Source organism: Winogradskyella sp. (assembly GCF_013213835.1).
In the GTDB taxonomy this organism is placed as follows: Bacteria; Bacteroidota; Bacteroidia; order Flavobacteriales; family Flavobacteriaceae; genus Winogradskyella.
Genome location: NZ_JABSSU010000004.1, coordinates 406343 through 424658 on the forward strand (window position 1 = coordinate 406343; position 18316 = coordinate 424658).

Annotated in this window: 18 protein-coding genes and 1 tRNA gene; 2 read left to right on the forward strand and 17 right to left on the reverse strand. The window is 33.2% G+C overall.

The window, feature by feature from the left end; all coding sequences use genetic code 11:
• Window positions 1-42 precede the first annotated feature (42 nt).
• From HRU50_RS07605 to HRU50_RS07665, 13 genes are all read right to left on the reverse strand, one after another.
• Window positions 43-522, reverse strand: a complete 480-nt coding sequence (locus HRU50_RS07605; protein ID WP_296349852.1) for a TM2 domain-containing protein — start codon at window positions 520-522, stop codon at window positions 43-45.
• 53 nt (window positions 523-575) lie between these two features.
• Window positions 576-965, reverse strand: coding sequence for a VOC family protein (locus tag HRU50_RS07610; RefSeq protein WP_296349853.1), 390 nt, complete (start codon window positions 963-965; stop codon window positions 576-578).
• 2 nt (window positions 966-967) lie between these two features.
• The gene (locus HRU50_RS07615) at window positions 968-1426 is read right to left on the reverse strand and encodes a DUF1801 domain-containing protein (protein WP_296349855.1); all 459 of its coding nucleotides are present in this window, start codon (window positions 1424-1426) and stop codon (window positions 968-970) included.
• 29 nt (window positions 1427-1455) lie between these two features.
• On the reverse strand, window positions 1456-2391 hold the full coding sequence (locus HRU50_RS07620; protein WP_296349857.1) for a 2-hydroxyacid dehydrogenase: 936 nt from the start codon (window positions 2389-2391) through the stop codon (window positions 1456-1458).
• Window positions 2392-2462: 71 nt separating this feature from the next.
• Window positions 2463-2828: a cupin domain-containing protein gene (locus HRU50_RS07625; protein WP_296349860.1), complete on the reverse strand. Its 366-nt coding sequence runs from the start codon at window positions 2826-2828 to the stop codon at window positions 2463-2465.
• A gap of 27 nt (window positions 2829-2855) precedes the next feature.
• Complete coding sequence (gene mgtE, locus HRU50_RS07630; protein ID WP_296349861.1) at window positions 2856-4226, reverse strand: magnesium transporter; 1371 nt, start codon at window positions 4224-4226, stop codon at window positions 2856-2858.
• A gap of 66 nt (window positions 4227-4292) precedes the next feature.
• Window positions 4293-5078, reverse strand: coding sequence for a 16S rRNA (adenine(1518)-N(6)/adenine(1519)-N(6))-dimethyltransferase RsmA (rsmA, locus tag HRU50_RS07635; RefSeq protein ID WP_296349863.1), 786 nt, complete (start codon window positions 5076-5078; stop codon window positions 4293-4295).
• 12 nt (window positions 5079-5090) lie between these two features.
• Window positions 5091-5282, reverse strand: a complete 192-nt coding sequence (locus HRU50_RS07640) for a hypothetical protein (RefSeq protein WP_296349865.1) — start codon at window positions 5280-5282, stop codon at window positions 5091-5093.
• Window positions 5283-5287: 5 nt separating this feature from the next.
• The gene (locus HRU50_RS07645) at window positions 5288-5614 is read right to left on the reverse strand and encodes a DUF4286 family protein (RefSeq protein WP_296349867.1); all 327 of its coding nucleotides are present in this window, start codon (window positions 5612-5614) and stop codon (window positions 5288-5290) included.
• A 68-nt stretch (window positions 5615-5682) separates the two neighbouring features.
• Window positions 5683-7467 (reverse strand): tetratricopeptide repeat protein, encoded by a 1785-nt coding sequence (locus HRU50_RS07650; protein WP_296349869.1) that lies wholly within the window; start codon window positions 7465-7467, stop codon window positions 5683-5685.
• 393 nt (window positions 7468-7860) lie between these two features.
• Window positions 7861-9132, reverse strand: coding sequence for a serine--tRNA ligase (serS, locus tag HRU50_RS07655; protein ID WP_296349871.1), 1272 nt, complete (start codon window positions 9130-9132; stop codon window positions 7861-7863).
• Window positions 9133-9222: 90 nt separating this feature from the next.
• A complete protein-coding gene (locus HRU50_RS07660) occupies window positions 9223-10530 on the reverse strand; it encodes an HTTM domain-containing protein (RefSeq protein ID WP_296349873.1) in 1308 nt (435 codons plus the stop codon).
• Window positions 10523-11455 carry a bifunctional riboflavin kinase/FAD synthetase gene (locus HRU50_RS07665; protein WP_296349875.1) on the reverse strand — a complete coding sequence of 311 codons (933 nt, stop codon included), beginning with the start codon at window positions 11453-11455 and terminating at the stop codon, window positions 10523-10525. Before HRU50_RS07665 ends, HRU50_RS07660 begins: the two co-directional genes overlap by 8 nt.
• A gap of 140 nt (window positions 11456-11595) precedes the next feature.
• On the opposite strand from HRU50_RS07665, the gene HRU50_RS07670 reads away from it, so the two are divergent.
• On the forward strand, window positions 11596-14343 hold the full coding sequence (locus HRU50_RS07670) for a reprolysin-like metallopeptidase (RefSeq protein ID WP_296349876.1): 2748 nt from the start codon (window positions 11596-11598) through the stop codon (window positions 14341-14343).
• A 53-nt stretch (window positions 14344-14396) separates the two neighbouring features.
• On the opposite strand, the gene pth is transcribed toward HRU50_RS07670, so the two are convergent.
• The 3 genes from pth to HRU50_RS07685 form a co-directional block, all read right to left on the reverse strand.
• Window positions 14397-15029 carry an aminoacyl-tRNA hydrolase gene (gene pth, locus HRU50_RS07675; protein WP_296349878.1) on the reverse strand — a complete coding sequence of 211 codons (633 nt, stop codon included), beginning with the start codon at window positions 15027-15029 and terminating at the stop codon, window positions 14397-14399.
• Window positions 15030-15107: 78 nt separating this feature from the next.
• A complete protein-coding gene (locus tag HRU50_RS07680; RefSeq protein ID WP_296349880.1) occupies window positions 15108-15710 on the reverse strand; it encodes a 50S ribosomal protein L25/general stress protein Ctc in 603 nt (200 codons plus the stop codon).
• Window positions 15711-15884: 174 nt separating this feature from the next.
• Entirely contained in the window at window positions 15885-16826 is a 942-nt protein-coding gene (locus HRU50_RS07685; protein ID WP_296349882.1) for a ribose-phosphate pyrophosphokinase, read from the reverse strand.
• A gap of 140 nt (window positions 16827-16966) precedes the next feature.
• Between HRU50_RS07685 and HRU50_RS07690 the strand changes: the two genes are divergently transcribed.
• Window positions 16967-17048: transfer RNA gene (locus HRU50_RS07690), tRNA-Leu, on the forward strand.
• Window positions 17049-17126: 78 nt separating this feature from the next.
• On the opposite strand, the gene HRU50_RS07695 is transcribed toward HRU50_RS07690, so the two are convergent.
• Entirely contained in the window at window positions 17127-18158 is a 1032-nt protein-coding gene (locus tag HRU50_RS07695; RefSeq protein WP_296349884.1) for a WYL domain-containing protein, read from the reverse strand.
• Between the last annotated feature and the right edge of the window lie 158 nt (window positions 18159-18316).

Consider the following 18316-nt stretch of genomic DNA (forward strand, 5'->3'; position numbering starts at 1 on the left):
AAAAACCAGAAGCAATGTCTTCTGGTTTTTTTATTCTTTAATTTAAAACCAAGGTTTCTTTCCTGCTTGATATGTGTTGTAAAAATCCTCATCTGATTTAGTTAAATAGATAATTCCTTCAATAAAACCAATTATTCCCATAATCCATACAACAAATACACCAATACCTATACAAGAAAGAACAATTCCAATAAGTGTTAAGCCAAGCATAATTCCACCTTCTTTGCTGTAACCTAAAACAAATTTATGAACTCCCAATCCTCCGAAGATAATTCCTAGAATACCAGCTAAAATTTTCTTATTGTCACCGGTTGCGTTTTGATAAGCTTCTCTAGCACCATCTGAAAATTCTTTTGCAGTCTCTTTAGCTTCACTTGCAAATTCACTAGCTTTTTCTTTAGCGTCTTCCGCAAATTCACTTGTTTTTTGACTTATTTTTTCGCCTGCACGTTTTGCAGATTCTTTGGCATCGCCAATCATATCATTTAGTTCTTCACCTAAATCTTTATTTTCTTCTGACATAGTTTTTAGTATTTATTAATTAATAGTGTTTTAAAGTTATAAAAAAAGTAATGTTATTCCTTAAATGCCGCATCAATGGGTTTCCATAATTCAATCTTATTGTCTTCATTATCAAGTATCCAAGCAAACTTTCCGTAACTATATGTCTCCATATCACCTACAATTGTTACACCTTCGTCTTCTAAAACCTTTAGAAGTGCTTCTAAGTTTTCAACACGATAGTTAAACATGAAGTCTTTTTTTGAAGGTTCATAATACTTGGTGTCTTCAGAGAATACACTCCATTGCGTGGAACAATCTTTTCCCTCATTATCTTTCCACCAGAACGTAGAGCCATAGTCGTCTGTGTTAAAACCTAGATGTTTTTTATACCAATCTCTTGATGCTTTTGGGTCTTTGCTCTTAAAGAAAAGTCCACCAATGCCTGTTACTCTTTTTTTCATGTTTATTTCTTCTTTATGGCTGATTCATATATTTCTATCCATTCTTCAACAGACATTTTACGCATTAATTCTTTAATTAAATCGTACGGTATATCATCCATTTTCTTAAAACGGATACAGCTTTTACCCATATCTAATTTATACTTACAATGTTTTGGGTATTCTGAGACAAACCAATCGTAAAGCTCTTGCTTTGCATAGACACCTGAATGGTATAATGCTATGAAATTCTTTTGCGAGGCTAAATTTATAAACGGTAAAGGTGGAAATGGTTTGCAGTGATATCCATCTGGATAGATAGATTTTGGCACATAATAACCCAGCATGCCATAACTTATGCCAGATTCTAAACCTTCTGGCATATTGTCCTTAATAAGTTGATGAAGTTTAGATATTGGTGCTTTTCTGTCTTCCGGAAGTTGTGATATGTAATCTTCCGGAGATTCAGCTTTATATTGCATGATTTAGATGAAATTAGTTGTCATCTAATTTAGCAAAATTTTGATTTAATTTTATCTACAATGGTCTGAGCTAGTTTTTCTTTACTTTCTGTAGTCCACCCAGCAACATGTGGTGATAGTATGACATTCTCCGATTTGATAAGAAATTGAAATGCTTCAGGCATATCCGCAGAGAACAAATTTTCAAAAGAAGACTTTTCATATTCTAAAACATCTAAGCCTGCACCAAGAATTTTACGAGATTTTAGTGCAGATACTAAATCTTCAGTTACCACACTCTTTCCTCTTGCAGTATTAATGAGCCAAAAAGGTTTTTTAAAACCATTTATAAACTCAGTATTTACCATATTAATAGTGAGTTCAGTTTGTGGTGTGTGAAGGCTCAATACACCTGCTTTTTCTTGCAATTCTTCAAGCGAAACTTGCTTGCAGTTTTCATCTCCAACATGAGGCTTAATATCATAACAAAATACTTCAACATCAAAACCACGAAGCTTTTTTGCAAAGGCTTTACCCATATTTCCATAACCAATAAGTCCAACAGTTTTACCATCTAACTCTAAACCGCGATTATCTTCTCGTAACCATTTGCCTTGTCTCACTTCTTTATCTGCTTTGTTAAGCTTATTAAATAACGACAATAACATGGCTAAACTATGCTCACCAACGGCGTTTCTATTGCCTTCAGGTGCTGATATAAGGTATATGTCTTTCTGTTCGGCATAATCACAATCTATATTTTCTAGTCCTGCACCGACGCGACCAATGAATTTTAGATTAGTTGCTTTATCTAAAAAGTCCTTGTCAATCCTAAATCGACTCCTAATAATAAAACCATCATATTCCGAAATTTTAGCTTCAATAGTTTCTTTTGAAGAGGTATAATCTTCGTGATTGGTAAAGCCTAAATCGTTGAGTTGATTTATAAGTAATGGATGATTGGTGTCTAGGTGTAGTATTTTCATGGTAACTTCCCACGAAAGTGGGAATTTTTTCAACACATCTCGACTAAGCTCGATGTGACAGATTGTTAATTTTATATCTTAGGATATTCAGTTTGTGTTTTTTCGTGGATTACATTTCCAGTATGTGCTATCTTTTGCTTTTCAAATAAAAGGACATGAACTTCTTCATCATTTTTTGTACATGGATTATGTTCAACTCCTTTAGGTACAACAATACATTCGCCTTCATTTATAACTTCAGTTCTGTCTCTAAATTGCATATATAGCGTGCCTTTAATGACTTGAAATAATTCGTCTTCATCCTTATGACTGTGCCAGACAAATTCACCTTTCAATTTTGCTAGAAGCACCTGCATGTCATCAACCACAGCTATTTGATGTGGATACCAATTTTTATCGAATTTAGTAAGTTTATCTTGAATATTAATTGCTTTCATGCTATAAAGTTACGAAAGCAAATGGTATTAAATACCAAGTATCAACTTTGCAATCCAAAAGTAAATTAGGATACCAAAGATGTCGTTGCTTGTAGTGATAAAAGGTCCTGTGGCTATTGCAGGATCTATGCCTCTTTTGTCTAAAAATAATGGAACAAAGGTGCCAATTAAACCAGCTACAATGATTACTGCTATTAAGGATACTGATATTGCTAACGCTGTATTTACATCACTTTTTGTTATCCAAACAAATACAAACAAGAATAGCGCTAGAATAGTACCATTTAAGGCGGCAAGAAGCATTTCTTTTATTAACCTGCTATTAATACTTCCTTTGACATCATCATTAGCTAAACCTTGTACAATAATTGCACTTGATTGTACACCAACATTTCCGGCCATTGCGGCAATTAATGGTGTGAAAAAGAAGAGTAATGCATACTTATTAAAAGCCTCTTGAAAACCTTCCATGATTAAAAATGCACCAATACCTCCAACAAGACCAAGGAATAACCAAGGTAAGCGCGCGCGTGTTAGCTCTAAAATACTATCGTCAGAATCTACATCTTGTGTAATACCTGCGGCTAATTGATAATCTTTATCAGCTTCTTCTTTTAAGACATCAACAATATCATCAATGGTAATCCTTCCTAATAACGTCTGGGAATCATCAACAACAGGAATAGCCTCCAAATCGTATTTAGCCATTACCTTAGCGACATCTTCTGGGTCGTCAGCCACATTTACAAAATCAACATTGTCTTTTGCGATTTCTGCAATTTTTTGGTCGCTTTTGGCAACTATGAGGTCTTTAAGAGATAAACGACCAATTAGTTTTTCTTCTTTATCTACAACATAGATAGAGTGTACACGTTTCACTTCTTTTGCTTGTCCGCGAATACGACGCAAACAACCCGCAACTGTCCATGTTTCGTATACTTTAACAAGCTCTTTGGCCATGAGTCCACCGGCAGTGTCTTCATCATAGTTTAAGAGTTCTTGTATTTCAGCTTTGTGTTCTTCATCTTCAATTTGAGAAATTACAGCTTCTTGGCGTTCTTCAGGTAATTCGCCAATCATATCTGCCGCATCATCAGTATCTAACTCTTCAACTTCTTCTGCAATTTCCTTAACCGAAAGATTTTTTAGAATTTTTTCTCTGATATCTTCATCGAGTTCCATGAGGATATCTGAAGTGGTTTCAGAATCTAATAGTTTAATAACATAAACGGAATCATCAAGGTCTATTTCATCAATAATTTCCGCAATATCAGCATAGTGAAACTCATTTAGTAAGGCTTTTAACTCTTTGTCTTTCTGGTCTTCGACAAGGATTTCTACCTTTTCTATGAGCTCATTCGTGAGTTGAAATTGTATGTTATCTTGAAGTTCTTCCACCGATTTTTTTATAGTTTCTTAATTTTCCGTCAGATTGAGCGTAGTCGAAATCTAAGAAAACTAATCCTATTCATCATTCTCTATCAGCGATGTCAGCTCAATAAATTGCGAAACATTCAATTGTTCTGGTCGCTGCCCAAAGATAGTGTTTGCTTTTAAATTATCTGAAAGATTGAATGTTTTTAAACTATTACGTAATGTTTTTCTTCGTTGTTGAAACGCGGTTTTTACCACTTTAAAGAATAACTTCTCATCACATGGGAGTGAGAAGTTCGTTTTTCGTTTTAGTAAAAGTACACCCGAATCTACTTTTGGTGGTGGATTGAAAACACTTGGTGGCACTGTAAATAGATATTCCGCATCATAAAAAGCTTGTGTTAAAACCGATAATATACCATAGACTTTACTACCTTCTTTAGAACATATACGCTGCGCTACTTCTTTTTGAAACATCCCTGAAAATTCAGGAATTTGTTGACGCAATTCTAAAGTTTTAAATACAATTTGAGAAGAAATATTGTATGGATAATTCCCAATTATAGCAAAAGGCTTATCACCAAACACTTCAGTTAGGTCGTACTTTAAAAAGTCTTTTTCATAGATACGACTTGCCAGGTTGAGGTAATTGTTTTTAAGATAGTCAACAGATTCTGTATCTATTTCAATAACATGAGTGGTAGTGTCTTTTTTAAGTAAATACTTTGTAAGTACACCCATTCCTGGACCAATTTCTAAAACATCCTTATAACCTTCTAGCGATAAAGTATCAGCTATTTTCTTAGCAATATTTTCATCGTTAAGAAAATGTTGTCCTAAATGTTTTTTGGCTCTAACTTGGTTTTGATTTGACACTATTGAGAGTGATTAGTTAGGTTGTTTTAATGAAATGAAAATAATCAGCATTCCGAAGAATAAACCGCAAATAAGACCACCGATGGTTTCCCAAGGTTCAGTACCATAATTGAAATAACTGATTAAAGCACCAACCACAATTGCCACTATACTTACCAAAATAAGTTTCTGTTTATTGTTGTATAAGATTTGATTTATTGGCATACAGCTTATTTAAAATTAACTGAGTACTCATCAATAACTTCGAGTTCTGTTCTGAAAGCTAGCATTTTATCAGCAAAACGTTTTATACCGTCTTGTCTTAATTTTGGTGCATCTTCTTTGTAGTATGCATCTAGTGCTTGTCTATTATGTGCTTTATATTGGATGGAGTATGTCGTGCCACCCATTTCTTCTTCCACTAATACTTTAGTGAGTTTAGCTTCAATGAATTTGCCTGTGGCTAAGACTTGTGGTATATGTTCTTTAATCCATATTAACCATTCATCGTGGACACTATCATCAATATTAATAGTGACATTATAGATAATCTTCATAAGACTTTTGTTCGGAATAAAATATTCTCTATTTCCTGCAAAAATAGGAATAAGAAATAGACCACCAATTAATTAATAGCATCACCACGCAACATTCTATACTTTTTACGTGCGTCAATAAAGTAGATACTGTCTTCGTATTCAAAAATGATTTTTTCAAATAACGCTTTAGCTTCTTCAGGCTTTAACAAATAGCTATTGTATAACTCTGCCAAATAGTAATGTGCATCATCAGCAAGAATATCTTCACTATAATCTTTTATGATTTGAAGGTAATTAGCTTCGGCTTTACTGTATTGTTGTTTTTTTTCAAATAGTTTTGCTTGGTGATATAGCGTTTGGTCAATTATACTTTCTCCTTTATGTTCTTCGAGAATCTTATCTAATAAACGTATAGCATCATCAGTTTTATTTTGAAACGCAAATAAATCTGCTTTGGCAAAATGTTTTAGTGCGGTTTGCGTACTGTCTTCGTACTTGTTGTCTGAAATGAGTAATTTTAAATCTAAAGCGTCATTAGCGATCAATTGGGATGTAGAGGACTTGAGTATTTTTAATTGCGATTCAGCCCATTCAAAATCACCTTTATAATAACTTGTTTTAGCAACTTTATATCTTGCTTCTTGCGAAATGGTGCTATTTTTCAGGCTTAATTGAATTTGAGAATAGAAGATTAACGCTTCGTTAAAGCGTTCTTCTAGGACTAAAATATCAGCCAACAACAACTTTACTTTAGCTTCTTGAAATTCTGATATGCTTAACTTTAGGCTTTTACGCAGAAAGGATGTTGCATTTTTAGTGTCTTTTTTGTGGAATGCTAGAAATTCTCCATAAGCTAATTGTAATGGTAAGGTAAGGTCAGATTTACCATAGTCCTTAAAGAGTTGATTATATTTTTGATCAATTATTTCGAGCTCTTCGGTATTAGTATTTTTTGTTTCAATTTCAAGAATATATTGATGAGCGAGTAACGCTGTATAGGCATCTTGGGTAGTTTCTATAACATATTTGAAAATTGTTTTGGCTGTGTCCTTATCATTATCATCGTTAGCTGTGACAGCTAATTCTATGATCCGCTCAAGACTTTCAGGGTTACGTTTATAGAGTGCTTTCTCTTGAATAAATGCTTTGTTGTATGCGCCTTCTTGTATATATAGCCAACTTAACATTTCATACCAATAGACCATTGGCTTTTGTTGAATTTTTTTTAAAAGCTGTCGTCTTAAAAACGTATTGGCTTCATTGGTTTTATCCTCATCAATAAACTCACTAATTGCTCTCTTAATGTTGTTGAGATATTGAGGTCTAAATTCTATGTAATCAATATAATTTTTGAACATGGCTTCAATATCACCTTTATCTCCATAGATTTTAGCCAGTTGAATACTATAATTTTGTTCTGGTGCGAGATCCTTCGCTCTACTGTAAACCTCAATTGCTTCATCTAAAAGTGAATGATCCTCAAATCTTTTTGCAATAGTATAAATGTAGTTTGGCTTTTCATCTATGTACATTATCGCTTCACGATAGAGTTCTTGAGCTTTTTCTATACTATCTTTTAATTGATAATTATAACCTAACTCTACAACAAAATTAGGTGCTCTTCTTTTCTCAAGTCTGTTTAAAAGTATTTGTTCAGCTTCGTCAAACTGCTCAAGTTGTTGATGCGTATCAACAAGTTTATCTACATATTTACTATTATAAGGTTTTTCTTTAACGAGGTTTTGATAAATGACAAGGGCTTTTTGAAAATCTCCTTTCTTGTAATAGCTATCTGCTAGAACCATACTATTTTGGGAGAAGCCAAAACTAAACGAGATTAGGATTGATATGGTTAAAACAAACTTTTTCATATTACTATCGGTGTAAATATAACAAATGCTCAAAGGAGATATTGTAAATGTTATGATAAAAAAAAGTCTAAACGCAACCGTTTAGACTTTCTTTTACCAGCAAAATAAATGTGCTATTAACCAATATTTATCATAATGATTCAATTATTTTTACTCGGTAGCATTTTTTTGTTTCTCTATTTTAATGTTAAAATAGAACCTTAACTACCATAACAGATAGGGTTACTATTAAAACAATACGTTTTAAGTTTTTCATAAAGCAGGTTGTTTAATTTGGTTAGTTTTGGGGTGCGATTTAAGCACTTCATAAACTTAACTTTAAAAACGAAGAAATGCAAAATAAATGGATGAATGGAAATAAATATTAACTAAAAAAAGAAAATACTTACAATATTAAGAAATCATATCAAAACCTGTGTAAGGAATTAGAACTTCAGGAATCTTAATACCATCTTCAGTTTGATAATTTTCAAGAATACCTGCTAATACTCTTGGTAATGCTAAGGAACTTCCATTTAAAGTATGGCACAATTCATTTTTACCTTCACTGTTTTTAAAACGAAGCTTTAATCGGTTTGCCTGGAAAGTTTCAAAATTAGACACAGAAGAAATTTCTAACCAACGGTCTTGTGCGGTTGAGAATACTTCAAAATCATATGTTAATGCAGAGGTAAATCCTAAGTCACCACCACAAAGACGTAAAATTCTGTATGGTAATTTTAATTCTTTAAGAATATCCTTTACATGCTCAACCATACCATCTAGAGCATTATAAGAGTTATTAGGATGTTCTACACGAAGAATTTCTACTTTATCGAACTGATGTAATCTATTAAGACCTCTAACATGAGCACCATAGCTACCAGCTTCTCTTCTAAAACAAGGTGTATAGCCTGTTATGCCAATTGGTAAATCACTTTCAGCTAAAAGTGTATCTCTAAATATATTGGTACCAGGTACTTCTGCCGTTGGTATTAAATACAAATTATCAGCAGTTACATGATACATTTGTCCTTCTTTATCTGGTAATTGACCAGTTCCAAAACCAGAAGCTTCGTTTACTAAATGTGGTAATTGAAACTCAGTATAACCTGCTTCAGTATTTTTATCTAAGAAATAAGTGATAAGTGCGCGTTGTAACTTAGCACCTTTCCCTTTATATACGGGAAAACCAGCACCAGTTATTTTATTTCCTAACTCAAAATCTATGATATCATATTTTTTAGCGAGTTCCCAATGTGGTAATGCACCATCGTACAGTACAGGAATATCACCTTCTCTAAATACTTCTTCATTGTCTTCATCAGTATTACCCGCTGGTACTATAGTATTTGGTACATTAGGAATTTTATACAACAGCGCTTTAAGCTCATCTGCCTTATAATTGAGCTCTTGCTCTAAAGTTTTGGTAGTTTCTTTTAATTGAGTTGTCTTTTCCTTTAACAAATTGGCCTTTTGTGCTTCACCAGATTTAAATAAGTTTCCGATTTCTTTAGATAAGCTATTAGATTCTGCTTTAGTGCTATCTAGTTTTGTCTGAAGACTTCTTCGCGCTTCATCCAAGGAGATGACTTCATTAATCATTTGAGTAGCATCGATATTTCGTTTTGCTAGCCTTTTTACAATATCTTCTTTGTTATCTCTAATGTAAGCTACTTGTAACATGTTTCAAATTTTGAAGTTAACGCCAATTGGCCTAAGAAAAATGAGGGACAAAAGTAATAAGTTTTTAGGCAGATAAAAACAAAACAGAACCTATTTTGACGGCATTATCCAAGAATGGTGTTTAAAGTGGTGCCATTCTTCATTAGCAAGATCTACATTAGGATCTATTAGTCGTTTACGCGGTTTGCCATTCACACTAACATAAATGCTTGCATAGACCTTTACTGATTTCCCTTTTTTCTTAAAATCTTGCTTTAATCGTTGCGCAAATTGCCATATGATATCTGGTTTAGTACCAACATTGCGCTGTTGTTTTTTTGATAGATAGTCGTTTAAATTAATTGGTATGGCATTGTTTGTTTCGGTATCAACAACTCTAAATCGTGCCCTACCATCTTTAGCCCTTAGCATCATTCGCCACGCTAGTCTGTGACCTTCTTCAGTCCACAATACATCGTCTTCAAAATAATGATGCCTTAAAGGAAGTCCAATATGTATGACGAAATATGTTACAAATACAAAAGCAAATAGTTTATTGTGTTTTGGGATCTTTACTTCTGAGGCGCTGTAGTAGCTTTTAGATTTGAGAAAAATATTTTTTATAGTTCTTGGATCAAAAAAGAATAAGCTAAACGCCAAAGAGAGATAAGGAAAAATGCCTATTTGAAATACTATGGAATTAAATAAATGGAAGAATATTGAAGCAAAAAAAGCAAATTTCCGTGTTGGTTTAAATAGTAGTGCTGGTATGATTAACCCATCAAATAAAATACCTCCATAAGCGATGAAATAATGCACTGTCTTTTGTTGTAGAAATTCACCAATTAAAGGATAATTAGCTTTACTTTTCATTAATAATGCTACAACTGATGTGTCTAACCAATCTGGATATAGTTTTGCAATTGATGCATAGGTATATAAAATAAAAAGCTGAATGATAAAGAACCAACGACACCAATTTGGCATTGAAATTTTCTTTATTGATGGTTTAATTCTCGCGTCTAAAGAGGCATAAGTATTAGCAGGTAAGAAAACCATTAAATAGCTTAAAAAGAACAAGAGATAGTAATGATTGTTATATGATGATTTTTGCATGAGGTAAGTTGCTGTCCACATAGTGGCGAACATAAACATGCTGAATCGGTATTTATAGCCAACCATAATGAGTAGCCCAAAAACACCCATGACTATATAATAAACATACATCCAATTGCCTGGTAGTGGTTGTAACCATTCAAAACCAATAAATGAAAAAGTGAACTCTGGTTCCACAAGTGTTTTTCTCACCCAACCAGTAAATACGGCACCTACGGACTCTAAAAAACATAACAACCCAAAGAATACTCTAAATACAACAAGTCCAGAGTTGTCAATATGCTTAAATAGAAACTTATTCATTTAATTCTTTTATGATACGTAACGAATGTGTTTTGTCCTTAACTAATTGATTTTTAAGAGCTTCAACATCTTTAAACTTTTGTTCGTCCCTAAGTCTTTGTAAAAACTCAATTTTTAGGCTTTTACCATAAAGATTTTCTGAGACATCAAAAAAGTGTACTTCAATGGATTGATTTTTACCGTTAACTGTAGGGTTGGTGCCAATGTTCATCATTCCATAAACGATCTTGTCGTCAATTCTAGATTTTACAACATATACGCCATTATGAGGTATGAGTTTATAAGTTTCTTCAACAAGAATGTTAGCAGTAGGAAAGTTTATAGTTCTTCCTAAGCCTTTTCCTTTATTTACAGTACCTGTTAAAAAATAGTAGTAACCTAGATAACGGTTAGCTGTGGCTACATCTCCATCATACAAAGCATTGCGTATTTTTGTTGAGCTCACAGTTACATCTTCAATATCTTGGGCGGAGATTTCTTCAACTTTAAAGTGATACTTTTCTGCAAACTTTTTTAAATCATCAATGTTCGCACTTCTATCTTTCCCAAAGTGATGGTCATAACCAATAACAATTTGATGAGTTTTGAGTTCATCGACAAGAACATTTTTGATGTATTCCTCAGCACTTAGATTCGCAAATTCCATATTAAACTCTTTAACTATGACATTTTCTATACCATTTGATTTTAAAATGGCAATACGTTCGTTAATAGTATTTAGTAGTTTTATATCATCATCTTTTCTCAGTACCATTCTTGGGTGTGGAAATAATGTTAATACAGCTGGAGTTTTATGTTCTTTTTTGGCGAGTTCAATGACTCTTTTTAATATTTTTTGATGCCCAATATGTACACCATCAAACGTACCAATTGTGATAACAGATCTTAAAAATTCTTTAGTATTTCTGGATTTTTGGGTACTCAATTTCAGCTATGCAATCTTTTTGTAAAAATAAAAAAGAGGATTGATAAGCCAACATTTTCAAGCGGAATATTATCGTTAATATGACAAAAAATTCGGATAAAAGGTAATTTTTATTAAATTTACAGCAAAACCAAAGTACTATGAAAAGAAAACTACCCTTATTAGTTATGTCATTGTTGTGCTTTTCAATAACCTTAAATGCACAAAAAGGTTATTGGAAACAGTCAAGTGTTAATGCTAAAACCAATACCAAACTTGTTGGTTTCGATGTTTCACATTACCAACTTCACGAATTAAATATCGATGCCCTCAAACAACAATTAGCAAATGCTCCAATGAGGAATGTAGCTAGAGGTAAGTCTAACACCATAATTAGTTTCCCAACACCTTATGCTGAAAAAAGCTACCAAAATTTTAGAGTAGTTGAGGTAAAAACATTATCAGATGAGTTAGCAGCTCAATTTCCAAATATTAAAACATATTTAGGATTTAGTACTGACGGTAAGGGAACACGAGTAAGGTTTAGTATTACACCTCAAGGTTTGCAAACTATGTCTTCTTATACTGATAAATCTAATGTGTTCACTGTTCCTTTAAGTCGCAGTACAAATCAATATATCACATATACAAGAAATGCTAGAATGAGCTCTGTTAAAGAGTTCGAATGTTTAACTACCGATGAATTATTAGACCTTGAATTAGATGATCTCGGAATCAATTTTTTACCTAAAGACGCCAATGATCAAACTTTAAGGACATTCAGAATAGCAATCTCGACTACTGGTGAGTATACAAACTTTTGGGATGATGGTAATGCGGCAAATGGTGATGCCGTGGCCGATGCTTTCGCTCAAATGGTTGCTACTTTAAATAGATCTAATGAAGTGTTTGAAGTAGATATGGCTATAAACTTTAACCTTATTAGTGGTACAAGTATTATTTACCCAGATCCTAATACAGATCCTTACACAGGGAGTTTTAATTCACAATTACAGTCTACCTTAACAGCACAAATCGGTGAGGCAAATTATGATATAGGACATTTGTTTAACTATGGTACGAATAATGGTAATGCGGGTTGTATAGGTTGTGTTTGTCAAAACAATCAAAAAGGAAGCGGTTTTTCTTCCCATTCATTTTTAGATAATGATGGTGGTCCATATATGAATGATTTTTTTGATATTGATTATGTACCGCATGAAATTGGTCATCAAATGGGTGCTAATCATACTTTTTCGCATAATACTGAAGGAACAGGTGTTAATGCTGAACCGGGCAGTGGTACTACTATAATGGGATATGCTGGTATTACATCTAGTAATGTGCAAGAGCACAGTGATCCGTATTTTCATTACTATAGTATTCTACAAGTGTTGAATAATGTGGCAGCTTTTCCTAATAATTGTTTTGTAGGAACACCAATTACCAATAATCCACCTGTAGCTAACGCTGGACCAAATTATACGATACCAAACGGAACTGCCTTTATATTAAAGGGTTCTGCAACAGATGCGGATTCAGGCGATACACTAACCTATACTTGGGAACAAATTGATAACGGAAGAACCACAAGAAATAATTTTGGACCGACAAAAGCGACTGGTGGAATATGGAGAAGTAGACCGCCGAGTACTTCACCAGATAGATACATGCCAATATTTAGTCGAGTTTTAAATGGACAATTAACCGAAACCACACCAAATGTATCTGCAGATAACTCTACTTGGGAAACCGTATCTACAATTGGAAGAGATTTAAACTTTGCTTTAACAGTTAGAGATCGTTCAGAATCTGATGGTGTTGGTCAATTCCCACAGTCCGATTTTGACACTATGACAGTTACGGTAAGCGGTACCGCAGGTCCTTTTCAAATAACATCTCAAACTACAGAAAACGAAACTTTAAGTAGTGGAAGTACTGAGACGATCACATGGGATGTCGCTGGCACCACGGCAAATGGTATTAATACTTCTAATGTTAATATCTTGCTATCTACAGATGGTGGTCAAACTTTTAATACTGTTCTTGCTACAAATACACCTAATGATGGAACTGAGGATATCGTAGTACCTAGTATTCCTGCACCATACTGTAGAATTATGATTGAAGCTGTGGATAATATTTTTTACGCTGTTAATTCTGCTAGTTTTTCCATTGATTATGTTGTTGCATCTACATGTACACAATATGATTCTGGTAATTTAAGTTTAGCTATTCCAGATGGTGCTGGTTCAAATACTGCTGGAACACCACTTGTTACAACATTAAATATTCCAGATTCTAATGTTATTGGAGATGTAAAGATTAATGTAGATGTTACACACTCTTACATCAACGATTTGGTAGTAGAATTACAACATCCAAATGGGTCTACAGAAACAACTGTTTGGGATAGAGAATGTGGTAGTCAAGACGATTTTGACGTTATATTTGAAGACGGGGCAGGCGCTATAGCTTGTGCTTCACCTACAACAGGAACATTTTCTCCTTCATCACCACTAAATGTTTTTAGTGGTTTGAATAGTCAAGGAGATTGGACATTGACTTTAACTGATTTTTGGAATGCAGACCCCGGAACTTTAAATGATTGGTATGTTGAAGTATGTACTACTACTGAAACATTACTTGTGGATGATGTAGAAATGAATACACTTGCTATTTACCCTAATCCTAATAATGGATCATTTAATGTTCAATTTAGTAATGCTATTGAGGCTACTGAAATAGGTGTTTTTGACGTCAGAGGAAGATTAATATTTAATAAAACCTACAATATTTCTGGTGATTTTAACCAAAACATCAACTTAGGTCAAGTACAATCTGGTGTGTATTTGGTAAAGGTGAATAATGGAAAAAATACAGTTACAAAAAGATTCATTGTAGAATAGGAATCACAGATTAAATCATATAAAAAAGTCGGTTTAATTAAAAATCGACTTTTTTATTTTCCATTAAAGGTGTTCATTGTATTGCTAACACCTGCTGTACCGAAGGATTTAATTACCTCGATAGATTTGTCTAATCGTTCAGAAAGCGCTGCATTTTCTTCTTCGCTCCATTCACCTAAGACATAGTTAACTTGTTTCCCTTTGCTAAAGCTATTACTTATACCAAATCTAAAACGATTGTATTTTGTTGTATTTAACTTGTCTTGAATGTCTTTAAGGCCATTATGACCACCATCACTTCCTTTTGTCTTAACTCTAATGGTTCCAAAAGGAATATTAAGGTCGTCTGTAATTACCAAAATATTTTCGAGTGGTACTTTTTCTTTGGTCATCCAATATTTTAGAGCTTTACCGCTTAAATTCATATAGGTGCTTGGTTTTAATAATATAAAAGTCCTGCCTTTAAATTTGTAGGTCGCAATATCACCTAATTTTTGAGTTTCAAATTTTAAATCTTCACTCTCAACCAAATGATCTAACACTTTAAACCCAATATTGTGGCGTGTATTTTTATACTCTAAACCTATGTTACCTAAGCCAACAATCAAGAATTTTTTCATAAGATCTTCTTCCGTTTCTTTTGAGTTAACGCTAAAACCAAGCCATTTTAATAAAAACCTCAACATAATTAGATTTTGGTGTAAAAATAAAAAAGCATTCTGTTAAAGAATGCTTTTTTAATATTTCAAAAACTAAAATTTATTTTATGCTTCAGCTGTCTCTTCAGTTTCTTCTTCTTCCTCTTCATCAGCTACAACAGAGTTTCTACTACGTTTTACTTGACAAACAACTGTGTTGTCTGGATGTAAAAATTTGTAATCTTCATTTTCTAAAGCAGTAATGTAAAGCTTATTTCCAATTCCTAATGGAGTGATATCTGCTTCAATAAAATCTGGAAGTTTTGAAGGTACAGCTTTAACTTTTAATTTTCTGTATGGTCTTTTAAGTACACCACCATTTAAAACACCTTTAGAAGTACCAACAATTTGAACTGGAATTTCCATGGTGATTTCTTTGTCTTCAAATGTCTGATAGAAATCTACATGTAGAATTCTGTCAGTTACAGGGTGAAATTGAATGTCTTGCATAATAGCATCGATTTTTTCACCGTTATCTAAGGCAATCACAACTGTATGCGCGTTTGGAGTGTATACAAGTTTAGAAAATGCCAATTCAGGTGCTGAGAAATGCATTGGCTTGTCTCCTCCGTATACTACGCAAGGAACCTGACCAGCATTACGTAGGGCTTTAGTAGAAGACTTACCTACGCTTTCTCTTTGAGATCCGTTGATTGTAATTGATTTCATTTCAAATATTTATTTAATAATTAATTCCCTCATTTTGAGGGCTGCAAATGTATAAATAATATATAGAAATACGGTTGTTTAGAAGCGATTTTTTCATACTACCGCTAAAAACCTCTATCGAACAAAGCTTAATCTTAATTCAACCTACTTATAAATTTGCCTTAAATAGAGTGATTACATTACAAATTTATTACTAATAGATTCGTTGTGATGTACATTATACATCACTTTAGCAAATAAATCAGCACAAGATAAAACTCTTAATTTTTCATGGTTCTGTTTAGCCGGAATTGTATCCGTAACGATTAATTCTTCAAGTTTAGAATTTTCAAGTTTCTCGTAGGCACTTCCTGACAAAATAGGATGTGTACAAATAGCTCTAACACTTTTTGCACCACGTTCCATCATTAAATCTGCAGCTTTTGTTAATGTACCGGCAGTATCAACCATGTCATCTACAAGTACCACATTTTTACCTGTTACATCACCAATAAGTTCCATATGGGAAATAACGTTAGCTTTTGCACGTTGCTTATAACAAATTACTACGTCACTTTTTAAAGCTTTAGAGTAAGCGTATGCACGTTTTGATCCACCCATATCTGGTGAAGCAATGGTAAGGTTATCTAAATTAAGGCTTTGTAAGTATGGTAAAAATATAGTTGATGCGAACAAGTGGTCAACAGGTTTCTCAAAGAATCCTTGGATTTGATCTGCATGCAAATCCATAGTAATAATACGGGTTGCACCGGCAGCTTCTAACATTTTAGCAACTAATTTAGCAGCAATAGGTACTCTAGGTTTGTCTTTTCTGTCTTGTCTTGCCCATCCAAAATATGGCATTACAGCAGTGATATGTCTAGCTGAAGCACGTTTGGCTGCGTCAATCATCAGAAGCATTTCCATCAGATTTTTAGGACCTGGATTTGTAGAACCAATTATGAAAATTCGAGTACCTCTAATAGATTCTTCATAAGAAGGCTGAAATTCACCATCACTATAAGTTGAAGTGATTACATTTCCTAATTCTACGCCGTATGCTTTTGCAATTTTTTCTGCCAAATCTCTACTTTGAGAGCAAGTAAAAATCTTAGCTTCAGTAATATTTTTAGACATTTTGAGATAAGTTTTTAGAGTTGTTGAGTCCTAAATGAGTTGTTGCAAATTTAGGGAAATTATTAACTTATAAAGTGGCATAATGTCGCTTATTTTAATTGTTTGGCTTAAATTATTTCTTACTTTTGCTGTCCAATAATGCTCAAGTGGTGGAATTGGTAGACACGTTGGATTCAAAATCCAATGCTTTCGAGCGTGTGGGTTCGAGTCCCACCTTGAGTACAAATAAAATCCGTAATACAATTGATTATTAATTGTTTGCGGATTTTTACTTTTATTATTTGTACGGTTTATGTACGGTTAAATCGTTTTTTGAGCTTCTTCTTTGTAAAATCCTGCTGCTTTTTCAAGCTTCTGCTTCATTCTATCTCTAAGACGTTTAGGTTTAATAACTTTAATAGAATCCCCAAAACCTAATATCAATCGTTCTAATTCAAAATTGATTTGAACTAAAATATTAAAAATAACACCATCTTCTGTTTCTCTAATTGTTCGTTGTGAAGGATGAAATGGTTTTGTAATAACGTATGGTGAATTCTTTTTATCAATCCAAAACTCTATACGTTCTGCTCTAGTATTAGAAACAGTTACGCCAATAACATCCTTATAATATTTATCACCATTAAAAGGTTGTTGTGTGTATGCAATAGAAGTATCGTAGTCAATATTTATAATTCTATCTAAGGCATAAGTAATAATTGATGATTTGGCTTCAACACCAGTTTTACCAACTAAGAACCATCTGTTATTGAACTCTTTTAAAATAAACGGATGAAAGATAACTTCTGAAGGTTTACGAGCTTTAAAGGATTGATAAGTAATTTTAAGAACAATTTTCTTCAGGATAGCTTGGTATAAGGTGTCTAAGTGATCTAGGCCTTTTAGTTTTTCATTTTTATCTAAATGAATAATTGCAGATTGATCTGTTTTTTCGGTATAGACTTTATCTTCAAGACGCTGAATAATACCACCTAATTCAGAAAAGAGTGAAAAGTCTTTAAACTGTTTAAGCATTTCTACGGTTTCCGAAAGCACATTCATGTCATTCTCATTCAAAGGAATATCAGTTATGGAGTAATCTTGGTCTTCGTATTTATAATATTTCTTGTTATAAACAACAATTGGTGCATTATAACCCAACTTGTCACTACGCATCATTTGTATATCTAATTGCACGGTACGTTTGCTCACGTTTACAGTTCTACCTTCATACTCGTATAAAGCGTCAGAGCACGCATCAATAAGATCATTTAAAGTCCATTGTCTGTAATTGTTTTGTAAACATTTATCAATGGTTTTATATCGGATTAATGCATTTTTATTAAGTGCCATAGATGAAATTTTAATGGAAAATATATAATAAATTTATCTACGCAAAATAATTGCGCATATATCTCAAATATTTGTATCGGAATTATAAATAAGTCTTTTTAAGGACTGAAAAAAGTAACGCTCCGTTAGACAAGGAAGCTAACGGAGCTTTAAAAGAA

What these genes read in the sequence shown, in the direction of transcription:
- HRU50_RS07605 (WP_296349852.1), bottom strand. Translation starts at nt 522, where the DNA reads ATGTCAGAAGAAAATAAAGATTTAGGTGAAGAACTAAATGATATGATT.
- HRU50_RS07610 (WP_296349853.1), bottom strand. Translation starts at nt 965, where the DNA reads ATGAAAAAAAGAGTAACAGGCATTGGTGGACTTTTCTTTAAGAGCAAA.
- HRU50_RS07615 (WP_296349855.1), bottom strand. Translation starts at nt 1,426, where the DNA reads ATGCAATATAAAGCTGAATCTCCGGAAGATTACATATCACAACTTCCG.
- HRU50_RS07620 (WP_296349857.1), bottom strand. Translation starts at nt 2,391, where the DNA reads ATGAAAATACTACACCTAGACACCAATCATCCATTACTTATAAATCAA.
- HRU50_RS07625 (WP_296349860.1), bottom strand. Translation starts at nt 2,828, where the DNA reads ATGAAAGCAATTAATATTCAAGATAAACTTACTAAATTCGATAAAAAT.
- HRU50_RS07640 (WP_296349865.1), bottom strand. Translation starts at nt 5,282, where the DNA reads ATGCCAATAAATCAAATCTTATACAACAATAAACAGAAACTTATTTTG.
- HRU50_RS07645 (WP_296349867.1), bottom strand. Translation starts at nt 5,614, where the DNA reads ATGAAGATTATCTATAATGTCACTATTAATATTGATGATAGTGTCCAC.
- HRU50_RS07650 (WP_296349869.1), bottom strand. Translation starts at nt 7,467, where the DNA reads ATGAAAAAGTTTGTTTTAACCATATCAATCCTAATCTCGTTTAGTTTT.
- serS (WP_296349871.1), bottom strand. Translation starts at nt 9,132, where the DNA reads ATGTTACAAGTAGCTTACATTAGAGATAACAAAGAAGATATTGTAAAA.
- HRU50_RS07660 (WP_296349873.1), bottom strand. Translation starts at nt 10,530, where the DNA reads ATGAATAAGTTTCTATTTAAGCATATTGACAACTCTGGACTTGTTGTA.
- HRU50_RS07670 (WP_296349876.1), top strand. Translation starts at nt 11,596, where the DNA reads ATGAAAAGAAAACTACCCTTATTAGTTATGTCATTGTTGTGCTTTTCA.
- pth (WP_296349878.1), bottom strand. Translation starts at nt 15,029, where the DNA reads ATGTTGAGGTTTTTATTAAAATGGCTTGGTTTTAGCGTTAACTCAAAA.
- HRU50_RS07680 (WP_296349880.1), bottom strand. Translation starts at nt 15,710, where the DNA reads ATGAAATCAATTACAATCAACGGATCTCAAAGAGAAAGCGTAGGTAAG.
- HRU50_RS07685 (WP_296349882.1), bottom strand. Translation starts at nt 16,826, where the DNA reads ATGTCTAAAAATATTACTGAAGCTAAGATTTTTACTTGCTCTCAAAGT.
- HRU50_RS07695 (WP_296349884.1), bottom strand. Translation starts at nt 18,158, where the DNA reads ATGGCACTTAATAAAAATGCATTAATCCGATATAAAACCATTGATAAA.